Annotated in this window: 19 protein-coding genes; 9 read left to right on the top strand and 10 right to left on the bottom strand. The window is 48.9% G+C overall.

Annotation, left to right across the window (positions count from 1 at the left end; genetic code table 11):
- The first annotated feature begins 72 nt into the window (after window positions 1-72).
- On the top strand, window positions 73-1,671 hold the full coding sequence (locus CFter6_RS02140; RefSeq protein WP_061538551.1) for a DUF2235 domain-containing protein: 1,599 nt from the start codon (window positions 73-75) through the stop codon (window positions 1,669-1,671).
- 315 nt (window positions 1,672-1,986) lie between these two features.
- Here the strand turns inward: CFter6_RS02140 and CFter6_RS02135 are convergent, their stop codons facing one another.
- Together CFter6_RS02135 and CFter6_RS02130 are read right to left on the bottom strand one after the other, a co-directional pair.
- The gene (locus tag CFter6_RS02135) at window positions 1,987-2,343 is read right to left on the bottom strand and encodes a hypothetical protein (RefSeq protein WP_150118588.1); all 357 of its coding nucleotides are present in this window, start codon (window positions 2,341-2,343) and stop codon (window positions 1,987-1,989) included.
- 144 nt (window positions 2,344-2,487) lie between these two features.
- On the bottom strand, window positions 2,488-2,967 hold the full coding sequence (locus CFter6_RS02130) for a 3'-5' exoribonuclease (protein ID WP_061538549.1): 480 nt from the start codon (window positions 2,965-2,967) through the stop codon (window positions 2,488-2,490).
- 100 nt (window positions 2,968-3,067) lie between these two features.
- Between CFter6_RS02130 and CFter6_RS24740 the strand changes: the two genes are divergently transcribed.
- The 3 genes from CFter6_RS24740 to CFter6_RS24730 all read left to right on the top strand — a co-directional run bounded on the left by CFter6_RS24740 (window position 3,068) and on the right by CFter6_RS24730 (window position 6,351).
- A complete protein-coding gene (locus CFter6_RS24740) occupies window positions 3,068-4,903 on the top strand; it encodes a TnsD family Tn7-like transposition protein (RefSeq protein ID WP_150118587.1) in 1,836 nt (611 codons plus the stop codon).
- Window positions 4,904-4,972: 69 nt separating this feature from the next.
- Entirely contained in the window at window positions 4,973-5,314 is a 342-nt protein-coding gene (locus tag CFter6_RS24735) for a helix-turn-helix domain-containing protein (RefSeq protein ID WP_082814529.1), read from the top strand.
- A 26-nt stretch (window positions 5,315-5,340) separates the two neighbouring features.
- Complete coding sequence (locus CFter6_RS24730; protein WP_082814528.1) at window positions 5,341-6,351, top strand: TniQ family protein; 1,011 nt, start codon at window positions 5,341-5,343, stop codon at window positions 6,349-6,351.
- Between the two features lie 340 nt (window positions 6,352-6,691).
- Here the strand turns inward: CFter6_RS24730 and CFter6_RS02115 are convergent, their stop codons facing one another.
- From CFter6_RS02115 to CFter6_RS02100, 4 genes are all read right to left on the bottom strand, one after another.
- Window positions 6,692-7,951 (bottom strand): AAA family ATPase, encoded by a 1,260-nt coding sequence (locus tag CFter6_RS02115; protein WP_236904493.1) that lies wholly within the window; start codon window positions 7,949-7,951, stop codon window positions 6,692-6,694.
- Window positions 7,952-7,953: 2 nt separating this feature from the next.
- Complete coding sequence (locus CFter6_RS02110; protein WP_061538546.1) at window positions 7,954-10,188, bottom strand: hypothetical protein; 2,235 nt, start codon at window positions 10,186-10,188, stop codon at window positions 7,954-7,956.
- A complete protein-coding gene (locus CFter6_RS02105; protein ID WP_236904712.1) occupies window positions 10,176-10,865 on the bottom strand; it encodes a TnsA endonuclease N-terminal domain-containing protein in 690 nt (229 codons plus the stop codon). The genes CFter6_RS02110 and CFter6_RS02105 overlap by 13 nt, the downstream gene beginning before the upstream one ends.
- Window positions 10,866-11,420: 555 nt before the next feature.
- Window positions 11,421-11,897, bottom strand: a complete 477-nt coding sequence (locus CFter6_RS02100; protein WP_205631430.1) for a hypothetical protein — start codon at window positions 11,895-11,897, stop codon at window positions 11,421-11,423.
- Window positions 11,898-11,929: 32 nt separating this feature from the next.
- Here CFter6_RS02100 and CFter6_RS02095 point away from each other — a divergent pair, with 32 nt between their 5' ends.
- The 3 genes from CFter6_RS02095 (at window position 11,930) to CFter6_RS02085 (ending at window position 15,284) form a co-directional block, all read left to right on the top strand.
- A complete protein-coding gene (locus CFter6_RS02095) occupies window positions 11,930-12,883 on the top strand; it encodes a hypothetical protein (protein ID WP_150118586.1) in 954 nt (317 codons plus the stop codon).
- A gap of 371 nt (window positions 12,884-13,254) precedes the next feature.
- A complete protein-coding gene (locus CFter6_RS02090; RefSeq protein WP_082814527.1) occupies window positions 13,255-14,370 on the top strand; it encodes a type IV toxin-antitoxin system AbiEi family antitoxin in 1,116 nt (371 codons plus the stop codon).
- Window positions 14,367-15,284, top strand: a complete 918-nt coding sequence (locus CFter6_RS02085; protein ID WP_061538541.1) for a hypothetical protein — start codon at window positions 14,367-14,369, stop codon at window positions 15,282-15,284. The genes CFter6_RS02090 and CFter6_RS02085 overlap by 4 nt, the downstream gene beginning before the upstream one ends.
- 577 nt (window positions 15,285-15,861) lie before the next feature.
- On the opposite strand, the gene CFter6_RS02080 is transcribed toward CFter6_RS02085, so the two are convergent.
- The 4 genes from CFter6_RS02080 to CFter6_RS02070 form a co-directional block, all read right to left on the bottom strand.
- A complete protein-coding gene (locus tag CFter6_RS02080) occupies window positions 15,862-16,767 on the bottom strand; it encodes a hypothetical protein (RefSeq protein WP_150118585.1) in 906 nt (301 codons plus the stop codon).
- A gap of 183 nt (window positions 16,768-16,950) precedes the next feature.
- Window positions 16,951-17,499: a Pycsar system effector family protein gene (locus tag CFter6_RS26145; protein WP_205631429.1), complete on the bottom strand. Its 549-nt coding sequence runs from the start codon at window positions 17,497-17,499 to the stop codon at window positions 16,951-16,953.
- A gap of 37 nt (window positions 17,500-17,536) precedes the next feature.
- Window positions 17,537-18,331 carry an E2 domain-containing protein gene (locus tag CFter6_RS25390; RefSeq protein WP_150118584.1) on the bottom strand — a complete coding sequence of 265 codons (795 nt, stop codon included), beginning with the start codon at window positions 18,329-18,331 and terminating at the stop codon, window positions 17,537-17,539.
- Window positions 18,331-19,857 carry an adenylate/guanylate cyclase domain-containing protein gene (locus tag CFter6_RS02070; RefSeq protein ID WP_061538539.1) on the bottom strand — a complete coding sequence of 509 codons (1,527 nt, stop codon included), beginning with the start codon at window positions 19,855-19,857 and terminating at the stop codon, window positions 18,331-18,333. The genes CFter6_RS25390 and CFter6_RS02070 overlap by 1 nt, the downstream gene beginning before the upstream one ends.
- A 144-nt stretch (window positions 19,858-20,001) precedes the next feature.
- Between CFter6_RS02070 and CFter6_RS02065 the strand changes: the two genes are divergently transcribed.
- A complete protein-coding gene (locus tag CFter6_RS02065; protein WP_061542172.1) occupies window positions 20,002-20,313 on the top strand; it encodes a helix-turn-helix domain-containing protein in 312 nt (103 codons plus the stop codon).
- A gap of 5 nt (window positions 20,314-20,318) precedes the next feature.
- The gene (locus CFter6_RS02060) at window positions 20,319-21,182 is read left to right on the top strand and encodes an ImmA/IrrE family metallo-endopeptidase (protein ID WP_061538538.1); all 864 of its coding nucleotides are present in this window, start codon (window positions 20,319-20,321) and stop codon (window positions 21,180-21,182) included.
- The last annotated feature ends 862 nt before the right edge of the window (window positions 21,183-22,044 follow it).

Raw genomic sequence — 22,044 nt, 5'->3', positions numbered from 1 at the left:
TCGTGTACCTTTCGAATCGCCGGCAACGCAGAACAGAAATAGCTTTTCTATTCGAATTAGGATTCAGCACACATGCGCAATATCTTCAATTACTTAAATATTTCTGTTAAGCGAAAATCATTCAAGGGTTGGTATATTCCTGCGATGGCTCTCACGGCCTTGCTTTGCGGGTGCTCGATATTTTCAGGTAGCCGCCCTATTGCCGTCACTGCCACAGATCGTGAACTGGTTGAGGTCACCTATAAGAAACCTGAATCCAGCGTTCCTTTGATCACTCATCCGCTCGACGGTCGATCCGTAAAAATATACAAGGTCGCCTTTGACGGCACGATGAATGATGCTACCCGCGTCAGTGTCGACGAACGACCAACAGTTGTGGCGCACATCGCCAAACGCATAGAGGCACGTTATTACCCCGGTCCAGGAATGCAAAACGAATACTTTAGGAATTGGCTCGATGGCCTTGTCGGTTACACCAGCACCAGCATAGCCCAACATGCTAAACGCGAATTTTTCGTTCAGGCATCTGCTTGGTTGGCAGCCGATCCCAACGTCGAGATTCGGATATTTGTGGTCGGATTTAGCAGAGGTGCAGCGATCGCGCGGCACTTCATGAATATCGTTGAACAAGATTGGCCTAAGTCATCCGCCGGGGTTGTTGCCCCGGACGGTACACCGCATTTCTACGCAATGCTCTACGATACTGTCTCTACCGGTCAGATGGATACGCTGCAACTGTCACTCCCTGCATCACTCGACTACCTGATCCACATGGTTGCCAAAGACGAGCCGCGTTCACTTTTCGTTCCCGTCATTGACCGCGATGATCATGACACCACGGCGCCCTCAAATTCTGGCATAACAAATCCGTTCAACGTTCACCGGATCAATTTACTTATATTGCCAGGCGCCCATTCGGACATCGGTGCTGCGTACGAGGTCGGCGTTGGAGACAATTATCGCGATATCTCGGAGCAGTTCCTCTACAAAATGGGCCTGCTATCTCAAAACTGCTGGGAGTCATTCGACGATCCGTTCACGCAAGGCAAGCACGATTCCCGTGGAATTTTTGACTTGCTTTCGGGGCGCTCGGCGCCGAACAGCGATCATTCAGTAACGCGGTCCTATTACATTAAGGACGCACAACTACGAAGCGACGTTAGGGATGCGGATATTGCTTCGCGCCTATATGCTCTTTCGCTAGCCAATATGGAACGAGGTTCAGGGACGGCGCGGATTAGATCTCACATAGAAGACAACCTAGTACTGAAACTGAAACGCCAGGATCAAGGCGTCACTATACTTGAATATGCTCCGTCTTCGATCGATGCGTCTAGTTTTAAGTTTTCTATCACTGATGGTGTTCGCCGCCTAAATTATCGATTCCTTGCGCCCTACAACGAACACGGATCGAGCCTTGTTCTTTCTGATGCTATTTGGAAACGGCTGCCAGAAGGGCAGACAGCAAAGCTTTCATATGGCAGTCTTCAAACGGGCGACAAGACCTACTTAGCAATTCACGTGAACGACATTCTCGTAAGTTCTGACGAGGCAACGGTCAGTCCCAGTTCGCAGATCCAAACGGAAGGCTATCGGTGCAAACGCGATGCAGAGGGAAATGCAATCAGCCCGATCAACATTTACATATTGCGGCCACCGCAAGCCGAATGAGTAAGAGTGCATGACATGGCTCTACACCAGCGAAATTCGGCCGGTCTAATGACGAGGCTGGCCTCAACAAATGCCAGCACCTCGTCAATTGAGTCTGATGCGCGCCCAGCCGCAGCCTTTGCCACATCCGCAACTACATCTAACTCATCATCTTCCGCCTCTGATGTATATGTTCTAGCCCCACACCGCACTAACTCAGAAACTGAAATGCCAAGTTTCCTAGTTTTTTTCGACAATATCTTTCTTCTCTTTTGACGTTGCTTGCACCACGATTTTTTTCAGTAGCTTCGGCTGCCATTGCTTCCTCCCAATTATCTAGTTGGAAAAATTTTCCTTTTTGCGCTTTATCGCCATCACTTTTTCTTGAAAATCTGGCTGCTCTTGGGCACCCTTGAGTATTTCAAGCATCCAAGTAATAAAATCCTCGCATACGGCGCGGGTTATCGCTCTGCCCCTAATTGGATCTTCGCGAAAAATGGTATTAGGTGATGTGGGCTCAAGGAGGTCCTCAGGCAAGGAAAAGATCCAGTTGCCTACGATCCTTTCCAATTCAAAAGGGACGTCGCTAATGTATAGGACGTCTTCACCGTTCAATACTTCGAAACAGAGGCCAGCCCGCAAGCCGCAGTACAGTGAGTGCCTTTGCTGTCCTAGCCCCATCAGTTCCTCCATTAATTATCAAATCATTAGAGCAATTCGGCACATCTGATATAAAAAACCGCAGACATGGCAGCTTCGGCTATTGGCCATACGTCGATCGATCCTAGTTTCTGTTTTTATAGTCATATGCTACTGTCAATTCTAAGACAGCTTTATCTATGGCATCAGAGAAGATGGAACCTCTTGGAAGGCATGTCGATTTGCCAATGCATCATAGAGCGCATGATGCTCGGGAAGATTATTCTTTTTGTAAAATTCACAGCGCAATAACTCGTTAATGTGATTGCCAACCCTACGCGAATGACACCACGGTGGGATCCGATAGTCCAGCACATCGGCGAACAAATCCCAATCTGTTTGGTAGTCGAAACAGATTTGGACATCTTCCGTCCCCTTCCTTACATCTTTTAGCCAAACAATCATCTTCTCGTATAGATCATCAACCGAACAAGCGGCTCCCGGAAGGCGGCCCAGTAAAGGAATAACTGCTTCACGGACAAACCCGCTACATGGTAGGTCGGGGTACGGAACCTCAGCGTAGAATTCTTCTCCTGAATCGGCTGCCATGCCAATACTGATCAGATGCGTATCAATGAAATCGGTAAACTCAGTATCAACAAATACTTTTATGGTCATGTGAATATTCCTACTTGATCTGACTAGCAATGGGATTAATTAGCGCTTAATCTGCCATAAATTCCGAACTGGATCGCAAAGTGCCAGGTGACATCCCCATTTGGAAGTACCGTTCGTTCGCCTCGACGCCTCATTAAACGATAATGAATCGGCCTCAAATGACATGAACACCACTCATGATTTATTCGACAGCGCGGAATTACTGTCCTGGCTCCCAGGCGAAACACTGTTCAGTCTAATCAGTCGCCATCATTACTTTTGGGGTCATCAGTTCGCAAAGGATACCAATATCTATCTATTTGGTCGCTCTAGAAGCGGTAGTCAACACGATCTGCCAAGTTGCATTGACGAATTTGTAAGGCGTACGGAACATAGCTTTGGCTCAGCGCTCGAGATATGTACCGAGCGTACCTTACTTCACTACTATAAGAAATTCATGAATGCGAGCGAAGAAGCTCGCGTTGTTGCCACGCTGCGCGGCCCGACAGTCTCTAATCTAAAATTCGAACTCGGATTATTGACGAGTCAATTTCGCGCGCATCACCCACTCAAAGCCTGCGCGACGTGCATGTCCGAAGACCGTGAAACATGGGGCTGGGCATATTGGCACCTGCAACACCAATACCCCGGAGTGTGGGTATGCCCCATACACAGCTTGCCATTGCAAGAGTCAAACCTCAAGTCCAGTGGCGTCCAGCGATTTTTATGGCACCTGCCAGACGAGACACATTTTCGTCCGTTACCTCGGGTCCTCAAAGACTTAAATCATGCGTCGCTTAACGATTTTTCTCGGCTGACACAATTAACAGTGGGCCTTATAGAAAGCGATGCGGCATTTCGAATCGACATGGCAAAATTGCACAGGCTTTATCACGCAGAACTAGCGAAGCGAAATTTGTTGACGCCTCAGGGTGGATTCCGACTCCGTGAAATTGCAATCGATTTCATGCAGCATACGCAAACCTTACGATTGATTCCCGAGCTTTCTGCCCTTCCGGCAACAGTAGATGAAGCATATAAGCAGTTGTCTCGCCACCTCAGAGCTCCTCGTACCGGAACACATCCATTGCGACACGTAGTGATGATCGACTGGCTTCTCGGCAGCCACGAGAATTTTTTTCGAAGCTATGAGCAAATATTGCCGGCATTCGAACCTGGTGTCGGTCTGGCACCGAATTGCCAACGCGCGACACCTCTCCCTACAATAGATCAAGACAACAAAAAACTGAAGTTAGCTAAGCGTATTCAGGAAGATCACAGATCCGTACGGGCCGCCGCTGCAGAACTCAATATTGATACTGCGACCGCGATGGTGTGGGCGGCACAAATGGGTGTCACTGTCTCTCGACGACCAAAGAAGTTAAAGCTGGAGACCCGCCAGGCCCTGGTTGCACAACTTCGACAGGGTGCGGAAAAAATTGATGCGGCAGAGAATTTTCATATATCCATCGGAACGGTGACTCATGTGCTCCGCACAGAGATTGGTCTTCACGCCGAATGGCAACATGCTCGGTACCAAGCCGCGCAGGACGCTGCCCGCGCATCATGGTCAGCTCTTGTGGCAAAGAATGCAACTTTAGGTGTGAAATTTATCCGCAACATGAATCCCGGCGCATATGCGTGGCTATATCGAAATGACCGCGCCTGGTTGACCGAACGCTCCCCCACACGCAACGCCAGTGCTCCCGAACGTCGGCCTAGAGTGCAATGGGATGAGAGAGATTTGATGCTAAGTCATGAAGTGGAACGAGCTGCGCTAGTCCTGCGACCTACACTTGGCAAGAAGAAGCTCATGCTTTGGCATCTCTATCAAGAAATCCCCGAACTCAAAGCAAAATTATCAGCACTGGATCGCCTACCGCGTACCGTACGCGCCATTGAGATTGCCTTGAAACGCCGCGATATATCCCGTCGTCAAATCGACATGCTCGTTTAGATACTGGACATTTCGGATATCTAAACTATAGTGGAAATATGCATATATGCATATTTCTATGCTTAACCCATGACAAAAACAGATCCCCAGGCTCGCGCATTCAGAGCGGCTCTAGTATTCAAATCCAAAAGCATCACTCAAGCTGATGTCGCATCTGCGATCCATGCCAGCCAGTCGCAGGTAAGCCGAATTTTAAATGGCAGAGGACTACGACAGTCCCGAGTGTTTGAAGAATTATGCATTTATGCAGAAAATATGGCAAAAAAGACGTCCGTCGACTCAACTCGCGCCAACCAAGAATTGGTCGAGGCATTAGCGGAAACATGGGACGGTACCGCAGCTCATTCGAAAGCACTTGCTGCGGTTATTCGCTCCTTGGCACTTCTGGCACCCACTGAAAGTAAAACTTAGCCTGTCTTGGAGAAAGCGAATTTCTGATGATCACACTTTTGCCATTGCCGGACGAACTAGATCGCTCCTATTTGGGGCGTCTCATGCGGGCAAACGGCCTACCATCTGTAGCGGCGGTAATTAATCTACTCACACAATGCTCGAACGTCGCCAAAGCATTACGCCGTGAGACCTGCCATTTGGATCATCTCAGCAGTGCAGCCAATATGGAGCTCACGCAATTTGTTCAGCGCCATACAATAATTCCATTACACCGATCGTTCACATCATGCCTATTCAATGTGGCTCATGGCAGCACTCAAGTTCGGTCGACGGTACGAAAGACAGGTATGCGATCAGCGCGTTTTGGCGCATATCTTTGCAGTGATTGCATCAGATTGGATCTGGAAAGTTACGGCATGAGTTATTGGCGACGCCACCATCAATTGCCGGGGGTTACAATGTGTTCAAAGCATCTTCAACCATTGCGATATGTAAACAACGGGGAGGCATTCTTAAATGCTCCTTCGCGCTTCATAACAGATAGCAAAATGGTGAGTGAAGAATGGGCCGCACTAAGTCAACAACACCCATACATCCAGCAATTTCTCGTTATGTCGCTTGCTCTGTTGGAGCGAGAAAGGCCGTTTGATTTGAACGCTGTCCGTGCGTTGCTTCGTCGAAAGGCCGGCTTCAGAGACAGGCGTTCGCGCGCACGTGCCGCTAGACCTGCCAGACCTTTGTTAAGCGACCAAGTGTTGGCTAAATTTCCGCACGATTGGCTATGCACCATATTACCGGTCTTCATAGATAAAGTACCGGGTGTGGAACTGGAGAAAATGGACGATGTGTTTTCCTCATCGGGGTTGCCATTTTCAGCTACACCCTACATTCTCGCTTGTTGCGTCTTATTTGCTTCGGCCGACGAAGCTCTTTTAGCCCTGAAAAAACAACCCGAAAGACGTAGTCTTCCGCAGTCGTTAAACTTCAGGCGGCCCATATCTGAGGCCACCAACAGTGCCCACCACTATGTGACCCCCGCTTTCGAGGTGGCGTAGCAGAGGCATAAAGTAACCGTATGCCATTCAGAGTCGAGAGTGTCGCCTTCTGCAGTGCGCGGAACACTTGTGTCACGTGGTTTACCTTATTCCCACAGATTATCCATTTTCTCTTATTTTAGATTGCGCCTGGCAAGTGGTAGTCACTGGAATTCGAATGAGAGAAACCGACTTTATTGGATCGATGATTGCTGTCTATCAGACACGCATCGTGAATAACTCCTTGCACTAGTGGAGTCGACCACTCAAGGAAAAGGATCTGACAAGACATTTTTCTCGAATTGCAATCCTCCCGCTTGGACATATCTTGTCAGATCTGATCGTGATTTCTACATTTAAATCAATGCACCGGGGTCCAAAATGTGGCCCAGAACCCATCGTCTCGCAGCATCACATCTTCGTATCGGGCCATACGCTTCGGATCATTTGAACGCAACGCGGCAACTGCCGGACCGACAGGCGCAAGATAGGTATCCGACGCTTTTATGAAATCCTCAACTATTAGATCGTCCGTAGATCGTTCGAATGCCACGCGATGAGCTGCAATCCAAAGTGCAATCATGATACGCGGAATACCTCCGGTGAGCTCTATGATCTTTTCACCGAACTTGTCGCTTACAGGCAGCTTTTTCGTCACGTATTGATATTTGCACAGCTTAGGAAAAAACACTTCACAAAAGCGCGGATCCTTAGCATCCACAAAGTACGTCAAGGGATGATAACCCGCCGTCACCAGTCTTTGCGTTGTGCTCATTCGCTTCGTCAAAGCACCGACACCATCAGGCGTGCCTGATAGAACTAACGGAATTTGCCAGTTGTTAGTTAGATTCAATATCCCCTTAAGACAGGCATCTTCCACGATACTCAACTCTGGCCCGGTGTCGTTTTCCTTCTGCTTCCTGCGACGTTCAAGACTTTGAATCTTGAAGAAATTCTGCACCTCGTCAAGATGCAATATCCCAAGAAAATGACTCGACGCTACCTGACACCACTCATCAAGCATTTGGGCCCCATTACGGCGATTTTTTGCGAGTGAATGGGCGAAGCGTTCTCCCCTTACGACATGATCCCAAGCCATCATCAAATTGCTCGCTAAATCGGCAGTACGTCCACTTGCAGGTACATCTGTGGATAACCAAACAACTTGCGATAGACCACGCGTCATGTGTGGAAAATTCTCATGAAAAATGACCTGTTGAGGATTGGTATTCAACCCCCGCAATACTGCTTCCGTCTTTCCAGTTCCAGAGTACCCCACAACGACTGCCGCAGACGCCGGCGCACGAATAGGTTTTCTCGTTCCAACTTCACCTCCCATCATGCGCCAGGTTTCAGCGAACATGGGGTCTCGATACCGATATCCTTGCCGAGTCATCAAATCCATTGTCGTCTGCAACTGCGCGGTTTCAAGGAAAGGAATATGCAAGTCACGCAGACTCATTAAGTAATGTAGGCGGATCTGGACCGGGACACCTTTCATGTCTCCCGGGAATGGTGGTAAATGAAGTAATGCTATCAGCGCTTCTTCGCGCGACAAAATGGGCCCAAGACCTTGGACTAAGATGTTGCCTTTATACGGATCATGAATTGACATAGCCATTGTCAATCTCCCGTAGTGTTTGCAGCCGCAAACACGTTTTTCATCATATCGACGTAGGCCTCCTGGGCTTCATCGATAGAAGGCGGTTTTGGCTCCTTTGGTTCGGACGGTAACTGTCCTTCGACCTTGCTTTCCAACTGCCTAGACTCCGTGATGCTTGGTACAGCGCCTCGCTGTCGCTCCAGGGCCTCGTCCGTGAGAGCACGTGCGCTGGCAATGAGAGATTCCATTTTTTGACGAGACTTAATTGCTAGCAGTACATTAGCGTGCTCAACTTCCGCGCGATTGAGTTTGCCAAACATGAACGCGTCAAGCACCTCATCAAATGTTTGGTCTCGTGAGGCACGTGTTTGTTCAGAAAGCTGCAGATCCAAAAGGCCCGTTCCCGCTACATTGGGAGTCCAAATACGCGATACCGACCCGGGAAAGTAATTGGCAGGAATATTCCAACTGCCAAAATTTCGTACATGAGCTGTCCATTGTTCTTCGTTGACCTGATCCGACTCGTAATGTAGCCCGCTAAATCTGATGCCGGCGCGCGACACAATGGCACTTTCGCTAGGTAAAAGTGATGTGATCAATTCGGACTGAGGGAAGGTTCGGCGCGTTCCGATGCCCATTTCGTGCCCCCAACGCCATAAGCCTGCCGGGCTCGGAAACACGCCTGCGGCCGCCATATGGGTATCGACCCGATCGTTACGTTTCGCCGTGAGATTATACTCATTGAAGATCACGGATAAGCAACAGACATATTCCCGCACGGTCAAGACAGCATCCTGCGGATTGAATCGTCGCAGTTCGTATTCTTCACGGCGTGCATCAATAGCCCCTGGTATCCATAAATACTGACGGTCCTTTTTGATGCGATGGAGTACCTCAACCAGTCCTTTCAGGTCGGGACGGTAGGGAGGCGCGTACGACATACATGGAATCAGCTTAAAACCAGTCACGCTGGCGGCACGCGACAGATATTCGCCACGGTCACACATCAGCGCCGCCGGCATTGTAGGCACCGGGGAGAGGCATTCCATTGGCTGGCATTGCCAGAGACTGGCGATCAAATCAGGAGGAGCCGCGGCAGAAAACAAGCTGATCTTCGCCATATCCCAACTGGGACCGATCAGGCATACGTAAAAGCCAACTACGGCAGTAGACCAAATGTCGACAATAATGTAGACCACTGGTCGTCCAATGACCCACGCCCTGTTCACGCTGGAGCGAAGATAGATATCGCCGATCGTTGAATCAATGGCCCACGTATGTCCTGGGCCTGCGACTCCCTTCCAATTGTGCGCAGTTATCCCCCTAAAACTGCGCAAGAAGTGACCTTTGGTGGTTCTCTCTAATAATCTTTGCAGACGTGGCACCTCGACAGCCAAAACCCGACGCACTTGACTGCTGTTGGGATACTCGCCCTTTTTTAGTTCAAGAGGAATCAATTCACCGTTTTCTACGCGATATCGTCGAACAAAATGGCTGTTGAGTATCTGCACATATCGGGCAGGATGGTCGGGTTTTGGCGTCGGAATCTTTTGGTCAGCCGCCATAATCAATTGGCGCCATACGGTACTTATCCCAGGTTGTTCTGGAGGTAGCGATATTCCACAAACTTTCGCAATCCGCTGCTTGGTCGTTTTTCGGCCTGCCTTTTTACGACCGCCTGGGTCGCAGGGACGGCGAATGCCGGGAGCCCCGCAGCGAGCACTGCGAGGACGAAGGCTTGCTTCGCTGATGCCAAAGCGGCATAGGAGCGACCAGAATTTATATACCATCGCCCGACTAGAACCCGATTTTTCTATCGCCTCCTTAACCAAACTCCCAAGCCCTTCGCTAGCAAGGATGCTGTCTCTCAGGTTGTCGTAGTCAAGAAATCCTGCCATCACCTTTTTACGGTTTTCATAGCGCTCTTTATCGCTGTTTCCGATTATGGGATTGAAATAATTTTTCTCGGGCTCGATTTCTACTCTTGTCAGCATGTGTTCTGCATCAAGACTTTCGAGCTCCCTATAACGGACCCAGATCAAACCACCAACCAATGGCAGTGGTGCCTTCTTTCGCGGAGATTTTGGAACGGTGGATTTTTTCCTGCCTCTACGGCTTCCCTCTCTTGACCTTGTACAGCTCAGTTTGGCCATCACCGCCAGGTCGATTCGCCCCTCGACTAAGATCATGCGATAGAGCCCCTCAAGATGGCCAGAAAGAATCCGGATGACTTGGTTTTGCATCAGGCTTTCCATGCTGACCTCCTGGATGCAATGGGATTTAATCCCCAAAAATCCGACTCACTGATGAGCACTATGGGTTCATGCGGGCGCCATCCTCGACGAAAATCAAGAGGCAGACGAGCCGACCACGCCGCTTGCCACAATGCGCGTTGTGCCCGTTCGTAGCTGTTGAATTCGACCGCCAATTTACTGAGAACGTCGGTAACTGAGCGGCCAGCCCATTTCTCTTGATTCAAGGCGACATAGTCGATTGCTGCCGTGTCGACTTCGGCGCCCAGTGACCACGACACACAATTACGCAGTGCGTCAGCAAAAAGAGAGTGATACGTGGAAGGCGTTATCAATAGCCATTGGACGCCACGTTCCAACCAGTACTGGCGCTCAATGGCAAGCAGTTGTCGCGTTCTTTCTTTGGTGATTTCTCCATCCATCTTGATGGCAATAGCAAGAAGTTCCAGCTCGCATCCAGCACGCTTTAATGTGAGTAGCAGGTCGGTCGTCATTACCCAATCTGCGGACCGGCCGGCGCTGTATACTTTTGGATGTTTGACTTGTTGAACCCGCGCAATCTCCAATGTCCCAGGCAACTGCGGCCATTGCCGCATCGGAAAATATATCGATAACTCATGTACTGAGTATTTTTGCCTTAATGGAAATTGTTCTCGGCAATCAACAATATCGGGGAGCATGGTGCAAGACAAGAATGCCACCCATTCCTTATCGCTAAGAAGCTCTCGTTGCCGCCCCCTCCAAACCTGCAAATGCGACCGCCCAATGCTGGCTGGGTCACTGCGGCCGACTCGATGCCATGGAATATAGTTTTCGTATGTTCCCTGGCCTCGGCCCAAGCGCGCGTAGCGCTCAAGTAAATCTGGGGTAAATCTCTTTTGAGTTCGCATAAATCTCTCTTTTATTTAAAGAAATCTCACGCCGTGCGCCTGCCTTCGTTAAAAGACTGACAATACGGATGCGACAGTCCACACCGCTTGTAGACGTACGAATACATGCGGCTGCGGCAATCACTTCCGCTGGCGTGAAAATGGACAAAAAAGGGGGACGTGCGAATCCAATTCAGCCTATCCAGGGATAGGCCAAAGTATTGACAGAGGATTCGGGAGAGACGATACTTGAAGCTGGAGAGTTCGATATCCAAGCAGCAAATACAAAGCCCGAGAGTTCTAGCTCTTGGGCTTTGGTCGTTTCAGCGTCCCAACTATGGTTCGGATTATTGACTTTGTGTTATGTCATAGGATTCCTCCAACTTTCTGCGTGGTTTGTACCCCGACTCCAACAGTCGTTGCTTTCTTTTTATTAGTAGCACCTTCGCGTTGCGCAGCCAGCCAAACTGCAACATCCCTAATCAAGGCAAACTTCCCTCGTCTATTTTCGATCTCAAAAACTGGAATAGGGATGGTCTGGCGTGCCAACGCCTGCCTGAACGCCTCCTTAGATGCGTAACCCAACACAAGCCGCAAGTTGTCGTTTGACACCATCGGCCCGTATCTACTCGTCAACTCTCTATCCAGAAGAACTGCAAGCGGCTCATCAAAAGTTGGAAAGTCCATTTCGCCTATACCGTCACGCGTAGTTACACTAAATATTAACGACAGCGATATGAGAAATCTAGATGGCACGAAACCCCGTTTCGTTACTCGTTTTTTTAAATAAATATTCCTGACTCTTCGGACTATATAAATTCCCGCTAAAATATCTGGGCTCAATTTCCTATCCTAACGAGTTCAGCCCCAAGTAAATGGCTCGCCCTAAACGCGATGATATCGACCGAATTCGGACAATCTATTGGTTCGAAGGCATTCGGCTTGTGGCGAGAGTGCCTACTGCTTATGCACTTGAACGTCGAGTTGAGCCCAAAGGTTTTGGGAGGAATAAGGACGGCACCTTATTCCATCGAAACAAGTGGGTATCCTATCAACATGGTCGACACACGCCGAGTGAACCCCTCGTATTGAAGATGGAATACCTAGTTACTGGCTCGCGCAACGAACTCGATCATGTGCTTTGGAAAGTTTTGCGCCCTGATGCAAACGTCACCAAACATGCAGTGAGCTTGCTCCGACAATTGAAACCGGAATTGCAACTGTTAATTTTTGCAGAAGGCGATCAATTCTGTAGTCATAGCGGCGCACCGTGTATAAGTGAGCTGGAACGGAGGGCCAGCATTGATGCGCTTGCTTGTCTTACAATTTTGACAATCAAATGTTATGAAGCTGGCAGCCATGAGCACGCCTGGGCATTTGCGCTGAGCACTTTTCGCGTACTTCTCATGATTGGGTATCGGCTTAAGCAACGTGGGCTTGCGGAAACACTGTTCAACATTTACGTTGAGCGAATATTTAACAAAATAAGATGGAATGGAAATCAATTCTATTTTGATGGATATGATTTTCCTCTGTGGACCGGTATTCTTAATCTATCTGCGCGAATTACAGCTCAACACGCTAAAAAACGTTCAATTTCGTGGCGCGAAGAATGTTTCCAAATGTGGAAATTTCTCACAGGTGATCCTGGACTATATGTGAAATTTGCTTTCGATCCGATAATTGGCCCAGACAAAGACTTGGGGCCGTGGAGTGAGAAAATGCAGCAGGACGTTGAACAAAAAATTCGATTCCAAGTTTGGGGACGCATAAATGTGCTTTCTGAGGACAAAGATAAGAGCTATTTTCCGCCGCCTGAAATTTGGTAAGCGATCAATGATCGGGCGTGATTTTTGTCGGTCTGAGGTCCGTACTGTAGAAATATTTTGAGAAATTACTCAACTACAGGAATGCAGATGTTCCAAGACCATATTGCTCCATAGTTGCCATCAGCCAAGGTGACAGGCTGCTTGTTGATCGATTCCGGCGGTTCAGTCGACGGCTTGCCACTAGATCAAACTGCACCGTCAAGTGGCATTTTTCCCTCAGAAATTGGGGCACGCTTCAACCAACGATGCAAGAAGTAGCCCCGAACTGCTGGTCCTCCCAGACAACGGAAGATTAGCTGTGCAGCTAATCTTAGACTTTTAGCTAACTTAGGAGGTTGCGCTATATTAGCTGCTCAGCTAATATAGCGTGTATGGATAACATCGATATTTCTTCATTGCACGATTTCACTGGTTCGCTCCAGAGAGCTACCGGCTTCCGCACAGAACATGAAGAGGTAGAGGTGCAATTTGGCAATGATCGTCGGAATGCACGCTTGGACGCATTGGTGGAAACAAAGACTCCGGACGGGGGCTCCTGCATATTGGCAATCGATATGAAACGCATAGCCTATCCACGAGATGTACGGATGGCGATCAGCCATCTGATGGAGTATCGAGCTACGGTCCCTCTCGACACTCGAGTTGAACTGTGCTTGGTCGCAGATACGATCAGTCCAGGTTCGCGCGAGGCTCTGCGGAAAGCTGGCATCAACTATTATGATAAGAGCGGAACGCTGTATTTTAGACATCATACGTGGTTAGTTGATATTGAGCGCACACCGATACCCCCTGCCCGTAAAAAGGATATCGCGCTGTTTAGCGGGGCACGTGAACAGGTCGTCCATGCCTTGCTATACCATTGGTATAGCAAGGCTGATGAGGGGTACGTCACTGGAGGGGAGCTCTCCTTTCTTTCGCATACATCAACCTTTACCGTGTCTAGCACGATGCAGGCTCTTGAGCAGCTTGACTTCGTCGAATCGAAGGGCAGCGGCCCTAGTCAGCGGCGCCGCTTGCGTGATCCTGCAGGACTCCTCGATGCATGGGCTGAGGAATGGACCCGGCGGCGGGAAGTGAAGACCCGCTGGTACACGTATGCTCCCAGCGGGCACATCACCGACCGGGTCATTGAAGGATTCGTCAGACACGCGCGGCAGGAATGGGCGCTCACTGGGGCCGCAGCTGCTAACGCCATCGTTCCGCGATTGACCAACGTTGATCGTGTGGAGGTCATCGTTCAGCCAGGCGAGGCGGAGCAACTAGCGTCCGCAATAGGTCTGTCTCAAGCGGATAAAGGCTCCAACGTAGTCATGATCGAACGGGCCGGCGCATCTCTACTGTTCCTAGACGAGCACCCTGAACGCCCACATTCCCGCTTTGCCAGCCGATTCATACAGTATCTAGATCTTCTCAACGGCTACGGTCGCAACAAAGAGCTCGCGGAAGAGTTCCGCAAGCATGTGCTCAAAATAGGAAGCAGCAAGTGAACACGAAACATAAGACCGCCGCGGAGTACAACACCGATCACACCAAGGCGTGTGAGATCGCACTCGTCGCGCTGCAGCGCGCATTTGGCTCATTGAAGAATGATTTGCGGCTAGTGGGTGGGCTGGTTCCGCGCTATTTGACACCGTCACAGCCGCCGGAAGTTCCTGAGCATGCCGGCACGACCGACGTCGACGTTGTTCTCAACATTACGGTCCTCGCCGCGAAAGGCACCTACGATAAGCTGAAGCGGCAGCTGAAAGACGGAGGATTCGTCCGCTATCGACCCCACCCAGAGGGGCCCGTGAGTTCTTGGCAATGGGAATACAACGCCGGCGGCACACCGATTGTCGTCGAATTTCTGCAACACACTAACGACCCGGGACAGAGTTCCTTTCTCGTGGAAATTGATGGCGAGGATGTCTCAGCGTGCCAAATCCTGTATGCCGGCATTGCACATGACTGGTTTGAGGAGAAGGATATCGTTGTCGAGCTTCCCAATAACGGCGGGATCGTCAAGGAGACTATTCGCTACGCAGATGCGGTGGCCTTTATCGTCCTGAAGGCGCTCGCCTTCAGGACCCGCCACGAACGCAAGGATGCTTCGGACCTGATCCATGTGATGCGTTACTGGGGTAGCGTCGAATCACTCGCTAAATCATTCAGCGAGCGCCTAGCCACTGGAGCTCACGGCGGCGCAATCGATCGTGCGCTGGCAGCACTGGCGGAGAACTTCTGCGACGAGCCAGAGATTCCTGGTTATCGCAAGGATGGGCCGTCGGCCGTGGCCAACTTCCACGGACTTCAGGACGCCGATGAAGAAACACGGATCCGCGAGCAGCGCGACGTGAGCAGCATGGTGGACTACTTCCTCCAGCAAGTTGCGCAACTTCGTGGAAATGGCGCTGCTAAATGATTATGGCATTGTTTCGTTACACCAGCGCTGTCGTGCTGTACGCGATGGCGAAGGTAGCTATCGCGGATTGGTGAAGTGTTCCCTATATAATCTCCACGAGTTCGGTAGCCGCAGGTGAACCTATGATCGCAGGTTAAAAGGCCAATGTGCTGATGCCGAAGGTCCGCAATGGGTCAAGGCTAATGGAATGGTCGTTTGCTGCCTGTCGCTACACGTATCAGTTGGCCATGCCGGGCCGCGTGATCAACGACGCCCCCTTCAGGATGGACCAAGATTGGGCAGGGGGTGCAAATCAACATGGGTCAATTTGCATGCAAATTGACCCACCTAAAAAATAAAAGCTATCAAAAAAAGTGCTAATACACGACGAGTTGATTTGCATTCATTTTCTGTACGCCAGAAAAAATCTTAGCAAAAATATTGCGGTAAGGTGGATCAAAAAACCGAGACCTGAGCCACAAGACCCCAATCATTTTTCGGGTTGGATCACGCGTTATTTCTGCTGTCCGCTCGTGTGTGACATCAAGATTTATGTTCACCAGCAAGCGTCTGATCCTTGTATGACAACACAGGGCTGTCACTCGGCTGTAGCCTCTTCTGAAATTATTTTTTTAGATTGCGCAATATCTCGTGCCGCGACAACTGTATTCACATAACGAGCAATACGTTGTTTTTGTGGCTCCAAATGGAATGCCCGTAAAATCTTTCCGACGAGGTCCCCAGACCCCTGGTGCCAAATAATTTTGCGATCGTCTAGTCGAATCGTGTATTTATACCCATTGGTCAATGTTATAGGTATGAATCCAAACAATTTGGCGGCAACGCGCTGCAATCTCCATTCACCTTTCATCGGCACCTCTGCAAGATGAACATGGTCAAATGTTTTTTCCCCATCGTCAAATATGAAAAAACGAAGATTTTTAATCGGGAAATCGCCGACCCTCTTCAGTAATTCATCCAAAACGTGTTGCATGGCATTGGCATCGTTATATATGCGCTGGTGCGTTTCCACAGGATGATTGAGGAGAAATACCAAGCTGGCTTCTCCATCAATCTCAACTAGCCTGGAAGCGGCATACACCGTCAGTGGAAACGTTCCATTGCTCAGATAGTGATACGGTTGGAATCCAAGTTTTCCAAAGCGAATATCAGGAGGCGACATAATTTCTGACTGATCGAACGGTTTCCATTCACCATCAAAATCCAGCACTTCGATGTCCTTTTTCGAAATCCCTTGTTCTGACCATTTCCGATCTGAAGCACGATTCGTTACACACCAGAACAGCCAAGCGGTCTTCGGCAGACAATCGTCATCTTCTTTTATGAAGCTCCTAAAAAACGAATGATCCGCCCGAACGCGTTGAAGAACCTGTAATTGTGACCATAACATTGGCGAGCTCGCGGAATAGAGGGCCGTATCATCTTTCCAGAAAGATATTCTGAAGATCGCTTCTCCCTCGGCGAGGGTAGGTTCCTTTTCCATGAGCGTCTGATGTTTCCAACTATCTCTGTATTTTAGACTCCACCAATTTGCCCGGAGCATGTCGCCATACATATTGATATGCGATGACCATGAGTCGTAGCGGTATATATATTCCATTCTGTGCCCCTGATTGGTTAAAAGAAAAATGTTCAAGCTTAGAAGCGAATCTCCAAGTTATAGATATCAAAATTCAGCACAGCATTTCGCAACCAAAGATGCTCCCGTCAACAACATCGCTAGTAGCAAACACATGCTGGCTCTGCCAACCCATTTTTCCTTTATCACGGCGCTGTGGCAAATGGTGTAGTGTTGCTCTAGGACCTCTCTGCATAACGCTTTTGCGTCCATGGCAAGTACGTCGCAAAAGAAATGCGCCTCTTTACCTTTAGGATATGTTTTGGATACATAGCCATAAAAAGAAATGGCCTTAAAGTCATTGGTATATCGGGAGTGTTTGCCAAATACTGCCTGTAATGATCCCCTTGGGAAAACGGTCCACAGTGCGGCGAACAAAGAAAAAATTGCCAATGCTGACGAGATGAGTCCGAGTCCTTTCGCTAAGCCTCCCGCATCCAATAATTTTGCTCCCGTCCACATAAAACTTAACACGGCAATATTGAGCGCGGAGAGAAATCCCGCTTTGGTGTCCATAACTGTGACCCATTTTCTGGATACCTCTGCCATTGCCATATATATTTTTAGCTTGTCTTCATCCTTCATCGTTTCGTCCATAGCGTCGTTCCTTATTCACTGTTATACAACGTCAAGGCTATTTTTTTAAAGGACAGGAAAGCATGCAACCACAACACTCACGCTTGCTCATCGTTTCCAAATATTCGATCTCTGCCAGCTGTTTTTCATAAATGGCAAAAACCAATTTTGCTGTCAGTTGTTCGTGACCGTCGCAAGATCGCAGTTGTTTAATACCCCGCTTGCAGCGCTTCCCGCATGGGCACGGATTTCGCAGCCGCGTGACACGTCGACTACGCTCCCAAACCGAATATAGCAATTCGGTTTCTCGATACATTCGCAAGATTGCTCCATTTTGGCAGCCGCCTAGATGAGCTCTTACTACGCGCAAACGATTTTTTCTAACGTCGGTCAGGAGCATCTCCCCTAGAAATTTTGCGCTCTGTTCTGCTTCATGCTGATGTTTGGCCGCATCTCCATGTGGCCATGCCTCATCGCTAGGCCAGCGCTGCTGTTTTGCAGCCCGCTCCTGAAGTTTTAAGAACTGAACTAGAGTTCCCCACCACCGATCCGCAGATTCAGTACTATCAATCTTGAGTGGATCCGCGATGTCCCAATACATGCAAAACGTGCCGTCGAAATTTATGTGCCGTTCGGGACACGCTCCAGAAAGCCTTTGAGGACGCTCTTCACGAACGTTAATCTTCGTACCGTTAAGTTGAATTTCCAACTCATAAGGTATCCGCCTGCCATCCGTCAACTTCACTACGATCGTCACGTACAGCTTATTTCCCTCAGCCTTAATAATCGTTGCACCAAAATGTGGTGTTCGGTCAATTAGAAAAGCGAGTATTGGATGGCAAGGGGTAGACATTATTTTGCGTGCGGTCTAACAACCAAATTATTTGATTTGATGATTGCCGCCGATTCCGCCACATAGGCCAATGTCTTTGCTGCGGAGGCGCTTTTGTCGTCTTCAGAGGACAAAGACTCAACCGCCTCGTTGTAATCGAGCAATGCCCGTTTCCGACTTTTTCCGAATAGCTTGCGTACAGCATCGGTCGCTTCTTGATACGCCACGGGACCAATAGCGGTTTGCTTGCCATCACAGCCCATTTGCTCATTTTCCGCGGCTAAAATTCCCCGGCTAATCGAGCAACGTACGCGATCACCTTGCATTCCTAATCGCGTTAAGGTGATGGGGCCATACTCAAAACCGATTGCCAAGCCTAGATCGCTTGCATCAACCTGATTGGTTTTTAATTGTTCGAGTGCGAGGTCGAAACTGCTACGCATTCCTGCCGCGCATAGGGTTGCCGTACTGACGGTTACCTGTGCGTCGGTTGTTTGAGCGGTACCCTCACAAAGCAAACCATGGACACAATCCCCGATGAATCTCACGCGTCTCCCCTCGAATTCAGTGGTCAAAACACGATCCAATTCCGCGCGAATTACATGCAACGCGCGTACGACATCTTCTGGCGCATTGTCGATATGCTTATTCACATATGCGGTGAATCCGTCGATGTCTGCGTAAATAGAGGCGGCATCTTGTCGGCGCGAATTTTTCGGTGTCAAGCCAGTGATATCAATTGTAGAAAACGGCGGGGTATGCGCATAAAACTCGAATGCGCCTATCGGATTATTGTCGAGATCATCTCGCCACTCCTGGACAATGGCCGCTGCCGTCACATCTAGCTTCGCCTCGTCCTGCGCGACCTCAATTTCTGCCGCCGTTAAGGCGGTGTGTTTTGGTTCGTCGACTTTGGACAATCCAATTACCACTCGGGCTTCATTCGATAAGTAAATCCCTTTACTTCGTCCGCCGCCGGCAAGTTTTGCAGCGTGATTTGCAGGGTTTCCAAGGAAAAGAGGCTCTCGATATCGATTCCGTCCGTTATTCACAGCCATTGATATTCCTGTGTCGATTCCCACTCTCACCTTGGCGTTAGGGATGTGCTCATCGTCGTCGCCTGTTTCGGCGAGAACATCAGTAATGAGTTGGGCGATCGCAACTGACTGCCAAATGCGCTTTGCCTCCGCATCTTTCTCGCTGTTATAAGGTTTAGCGATCAAAGCATGGAGACGTTGATTATGAAAATCGACGCGCAATGCGTTACAGCGATCTAAAATGCGATGAACAGCTCGATAGTGCAAATTCAGGAAACGCAATGTACGCTTATGACAAAGCTCGCCCTCAATTGCCGTGACGTTAAGCATGTCATCAAGATTCAATATATCGGCATACATGTGGACTCCGTCCACTTTATATGCCTTGTTCGTTGGAATGTTATATAGCGAGGTATCGCGGACATAGTCTGCGATGACGACCTTGCGTACATCGTCAATTTTTTTATTGATATGTTCCAGCGCGCGATCATAGTCCCATACATGTGCCATGCGAAACCTCATCTAGAAAGTTATAAAAAGTTCGGAATACCGAACATATTGGTATACTGGACACGTTTTTCTATAAAGTCAAATAAAAAGTTCGGGATAGTAGTAAAATTTGACTTGATTCACATTTTTAGAGGACTTTTAACTATGGCCAGCCTGGGTGAAAAACTCCGCGACCTGCGTAAAAAGAAAGGCCTTACTCTAGATAAACTGGCCATACAGTCCGGCCTGAGTAAGAGTTATATATGGGAGCTTGAGAACCGTGACTCCCAAAAACCATCTGCGGAAAAATTGACTGCTTTAGCAGATGTGCTGGGAGTGGCAATGTCATATTTCATCGAAGACGACGTACGCGCTCCCCAAGAACGACATGTCGATGAAGCGTTCTTCAGAAATTATCAAAAATTGGACGACACATCCAAGGAGCAACTCCGCAAAATCTTAGAGACATTTAAGTAAAGCGCATGAGTTCAATCAATCTGACTGGTCCCAAGGCCGCCAATCAAATAAATAAGTTGCTGATGGCATTCACAGAGGCGCACCATACAAGCAGGTTTCCTGTCGATGTTGCGCAACTTGCAGTTGATTGCCATGAAATCTTTGGATGGAAAGATCCAATTGCGGAAGTTCGCTCCGCGAATATTCCGGGCTTCGAGGGATGTCTGTTTCCAAACGACGAAAAATCTAAGTGGCTTTTGCTTTTTAACGAGCAATTGGGTGCGCTGGGGCGTGTACGTTTTACGCAGGCCCACGAACTAGGCCATTACGTCCTTCATCGAAAAACACAAGATTTGTTCCAATGCGCAAGTGCGGCAGACATGCGCAATTTATCTAAGGACGTGCAAAATATTGAGCATCAAGCCGATGAATTTGCATCATTTCTTTTGATGCCTTTGGACGACTTTAGAAAACAACTCACCTCCGATATTAATCTCGATCTCATTGCTCATTGTGCCAACCGCTACGGTGTGTCGTTAACGGCTGCTGCACTGAAATGGCTTTCACAGACTACCCAAAAAGCTGTTCTCATTGTCTCCTCGGACGGCTTCATTAATTGGTCTTGGTCGAGTGACACTGCAACGAAAGCTGGAGCTTTTTTCAAAACACGCTCGGCTACTATCGAAGTGCCTTCTGGATCACTGGCGGCTGACGTATCTGTTCAGCATGAACGTAGCGGGAAGAACGTCCGTATGAGCGTTTGGTTCCCACACGCTGATCCAGGCCTATCTTTAACCGAAATGAAAATTAGCTCAGAGCGATATGGCGTGTTTACATTGCTATTGTTGCCCTCAATTGCTAACGTATGGCCGACGTCGAGATTCGCATAAGTCAAAAAATGTGAGTCCAATCACGGGCACGTCCCTGACTGGTAGCTACTTTGAAATGCGAGTACGCGTGTAGATTTGCGTACTGGATTGACCAATTTTTGTGGCTGGCGATGATCCAACAAGGTGGCTGAAAATACGCGCGGCACACGGTGCCCCCAGTGAAATCATGAGTCAGCGCACATTGCAAAAATGGGGCAAATGAAGATGCAATTCCACACGACCCGTGCTCAACGAATCACTCACCTTCATTTCTAAGGCGGTTGATCCAACATTGAAAATACCTGATTGCTCATTTATCTTTGCTGGTTACTCAGCCCGTCGAAAAGATTTTTTCGTGCGTCGCATCGTTTTCCATCCAACACGCCATAGATTCGAAGGCAGGCTCGCACCTGAAATCGGAGGTGAGTTCATCACACTCATTGGAGACAAAGAACCTTTGAGCGCAATGGTTCGTCATATAGTTTTCGACTTTATTTGCCCGAGGAACGTCGAGTCCCCGAATTTGCGCTAATGTGTTTTCGACTTTGGACAATATGTAACTGAATTTCCATGCCATGGAACCCGCATGGATGCTATAGCCCTGTTTTCGACTTTAATTGTAAGGAATAGCGCCCATGGTCCGTCAGAACAAAGATGCTAACTGGCCAATAAAGTTGCTAACTACGCGCCGACTCGTAGAACAAAGATGCTAACTACTGCGGCAGATGTCGACAAATATAGATCATTATCAGTTTTCGGCGCAAATTAACACCCATTTACTAGAAACCTGAAGCAGCCCCATTTTTTGCTTTCGCCCTATGTTTTTCGCACTTTGGAGCAGTCATAAGCATGCCAACATACAGCCAGAAATGACGGCCTGCAT

The sequence above is a fragment of the Collimonas fungivorans genome (assembly GCF_001584145.1).
Taxonomy (GTDB): Bacteria; Pseudomonadota; Gammaproteobacteria; order Burkholderiales; family Burkholderiaceae_D; genus Collimonas; species Collimonas fungivorans.
Note: the sequence above shows the minus strand (reverse complement) of the source record. Positions and strands in the feature narration are given on the sequence as shown.

What these genes read in the sequence shown, in the direction of transcription:
- CFter6_RS02095 (WP_150118586.1), top strand. Translation starts at nt 11,930, where the DNA reads ATGGCTCGCCCTAAACGCGATGATATCGACCGAATTCGGACAATCTAT.
- CFter6_RS25390 (WP_150118584.1), bottom strand. Translation starts at nt 18,331, where the DNA reads ATGTCTACCCCTTGCCATCCAATACTCGCTTTTCTAATTGACCGAACA.
- CFter6_RS24730 (WP_082814528.1), top strand. Translation starts at nt 5,341, where the DNA reads ATGATCACACTTTTGCCATTGCCGGACGAACTAGATCGCTCCTATTTG.
- CFter6_RS02090 (WP_082814527.1), top strand. Translation starts at nt 13,255, where the DNA reads ATGGATAACATCGATATTTCTTCATTGCACGATTTCACTGGTTCGCTC.
- CFter6_RS02135 (WP_150118588.1), bottom strand. Translation starts at nt 2,343, where the DNA reads ATGGAGGAACTGATGGGGCTAGGACAGCAAAGGCACTCACTGTACTGC.
- CFter6_RS24735 (WP_082814529.1), top strand. Translation starts at nt 4,973, where the DNA reads ATGACAAAAACAGATCCCCAGGCTCGCGCATTCAGAGCGGCTCTAGTA.
- CFter6_RS02060 (WP_061538538.1), top strand. Translation starts at nt 20,319, where the DNA reads ATGAGTTCAATCAATCTGACTGGTCCCAAGGCCGCCAATCAAATAAAT.
- CFter6_RS02115 (WP_236904493.1), bottom strand. Translation starts at nt 7,951, where the DNA reads ATGGCTATGTCAATTCATGATCCGTATAAAGGCAACATCTTAGTCCAA.
- CFter6_RS26145 (WP_205631429.1), bottom strand. Translation starts at nt 17,499, where the DNA reads ATGGACGAAACGATGAAGGATGAAGACAAGCTAAAAATATATATGGCA.
- CFter6_RS02080 (WP_150118585.1), bottom strand. Translation starts at nt 16,767, where the DNA reads ATGGAAAAGGAACCTACCCTCGCCGAGGGAGAAGCGATCTTCAGAATA.
- CFter6_RS02105 (WP_236904712.1), bottom strand. Translation starts at nt 10,865, where the DNA reads ATGCTCCCCGATATTGTTGATTGCCGAGAACAATTTCCATTAAGGCAA.
- CFter6_RS02130 (WP_061538549.1), bottom strand. Translation starts at nt 2,967, where the DNA reads ATGACCATAAAAGTATTTGTTGATACTGAGTTTACCGATTTCATTGAT.
- CFter6_RS02110 (WP_061538546.1), bottom strand. Translation starts at nt 10,188, where the DNA reads ATGGAAAGCCTGATGCAAAACCAAGTCATCCGGATTCTTTCTGGCCAT.
- CFter6_RS02140 (WP_061538551.1), top strand. Translation starts at nt 73, where the DNA reads ATGCGCAATATCTTCAATTACTTAAATATTTCTGTTAAGCGAAAATCA.
- CFter6_RS02065 (WP_061542172.1), top strand. Translation starts at nt 20,002, where the DNA reads ATGGCCAGCCTGGGTGAAAAACTCCGCGACCTGCGTAAAAAGAAAGGC.
- CFter6_RS02070 (WP_061538539.1), bottom strand. Translation starts at nt 19,857, where the DNA reads ATGGCACATGTATGGGACTATGATCGCGCGCTGGAACATATCAATAAA.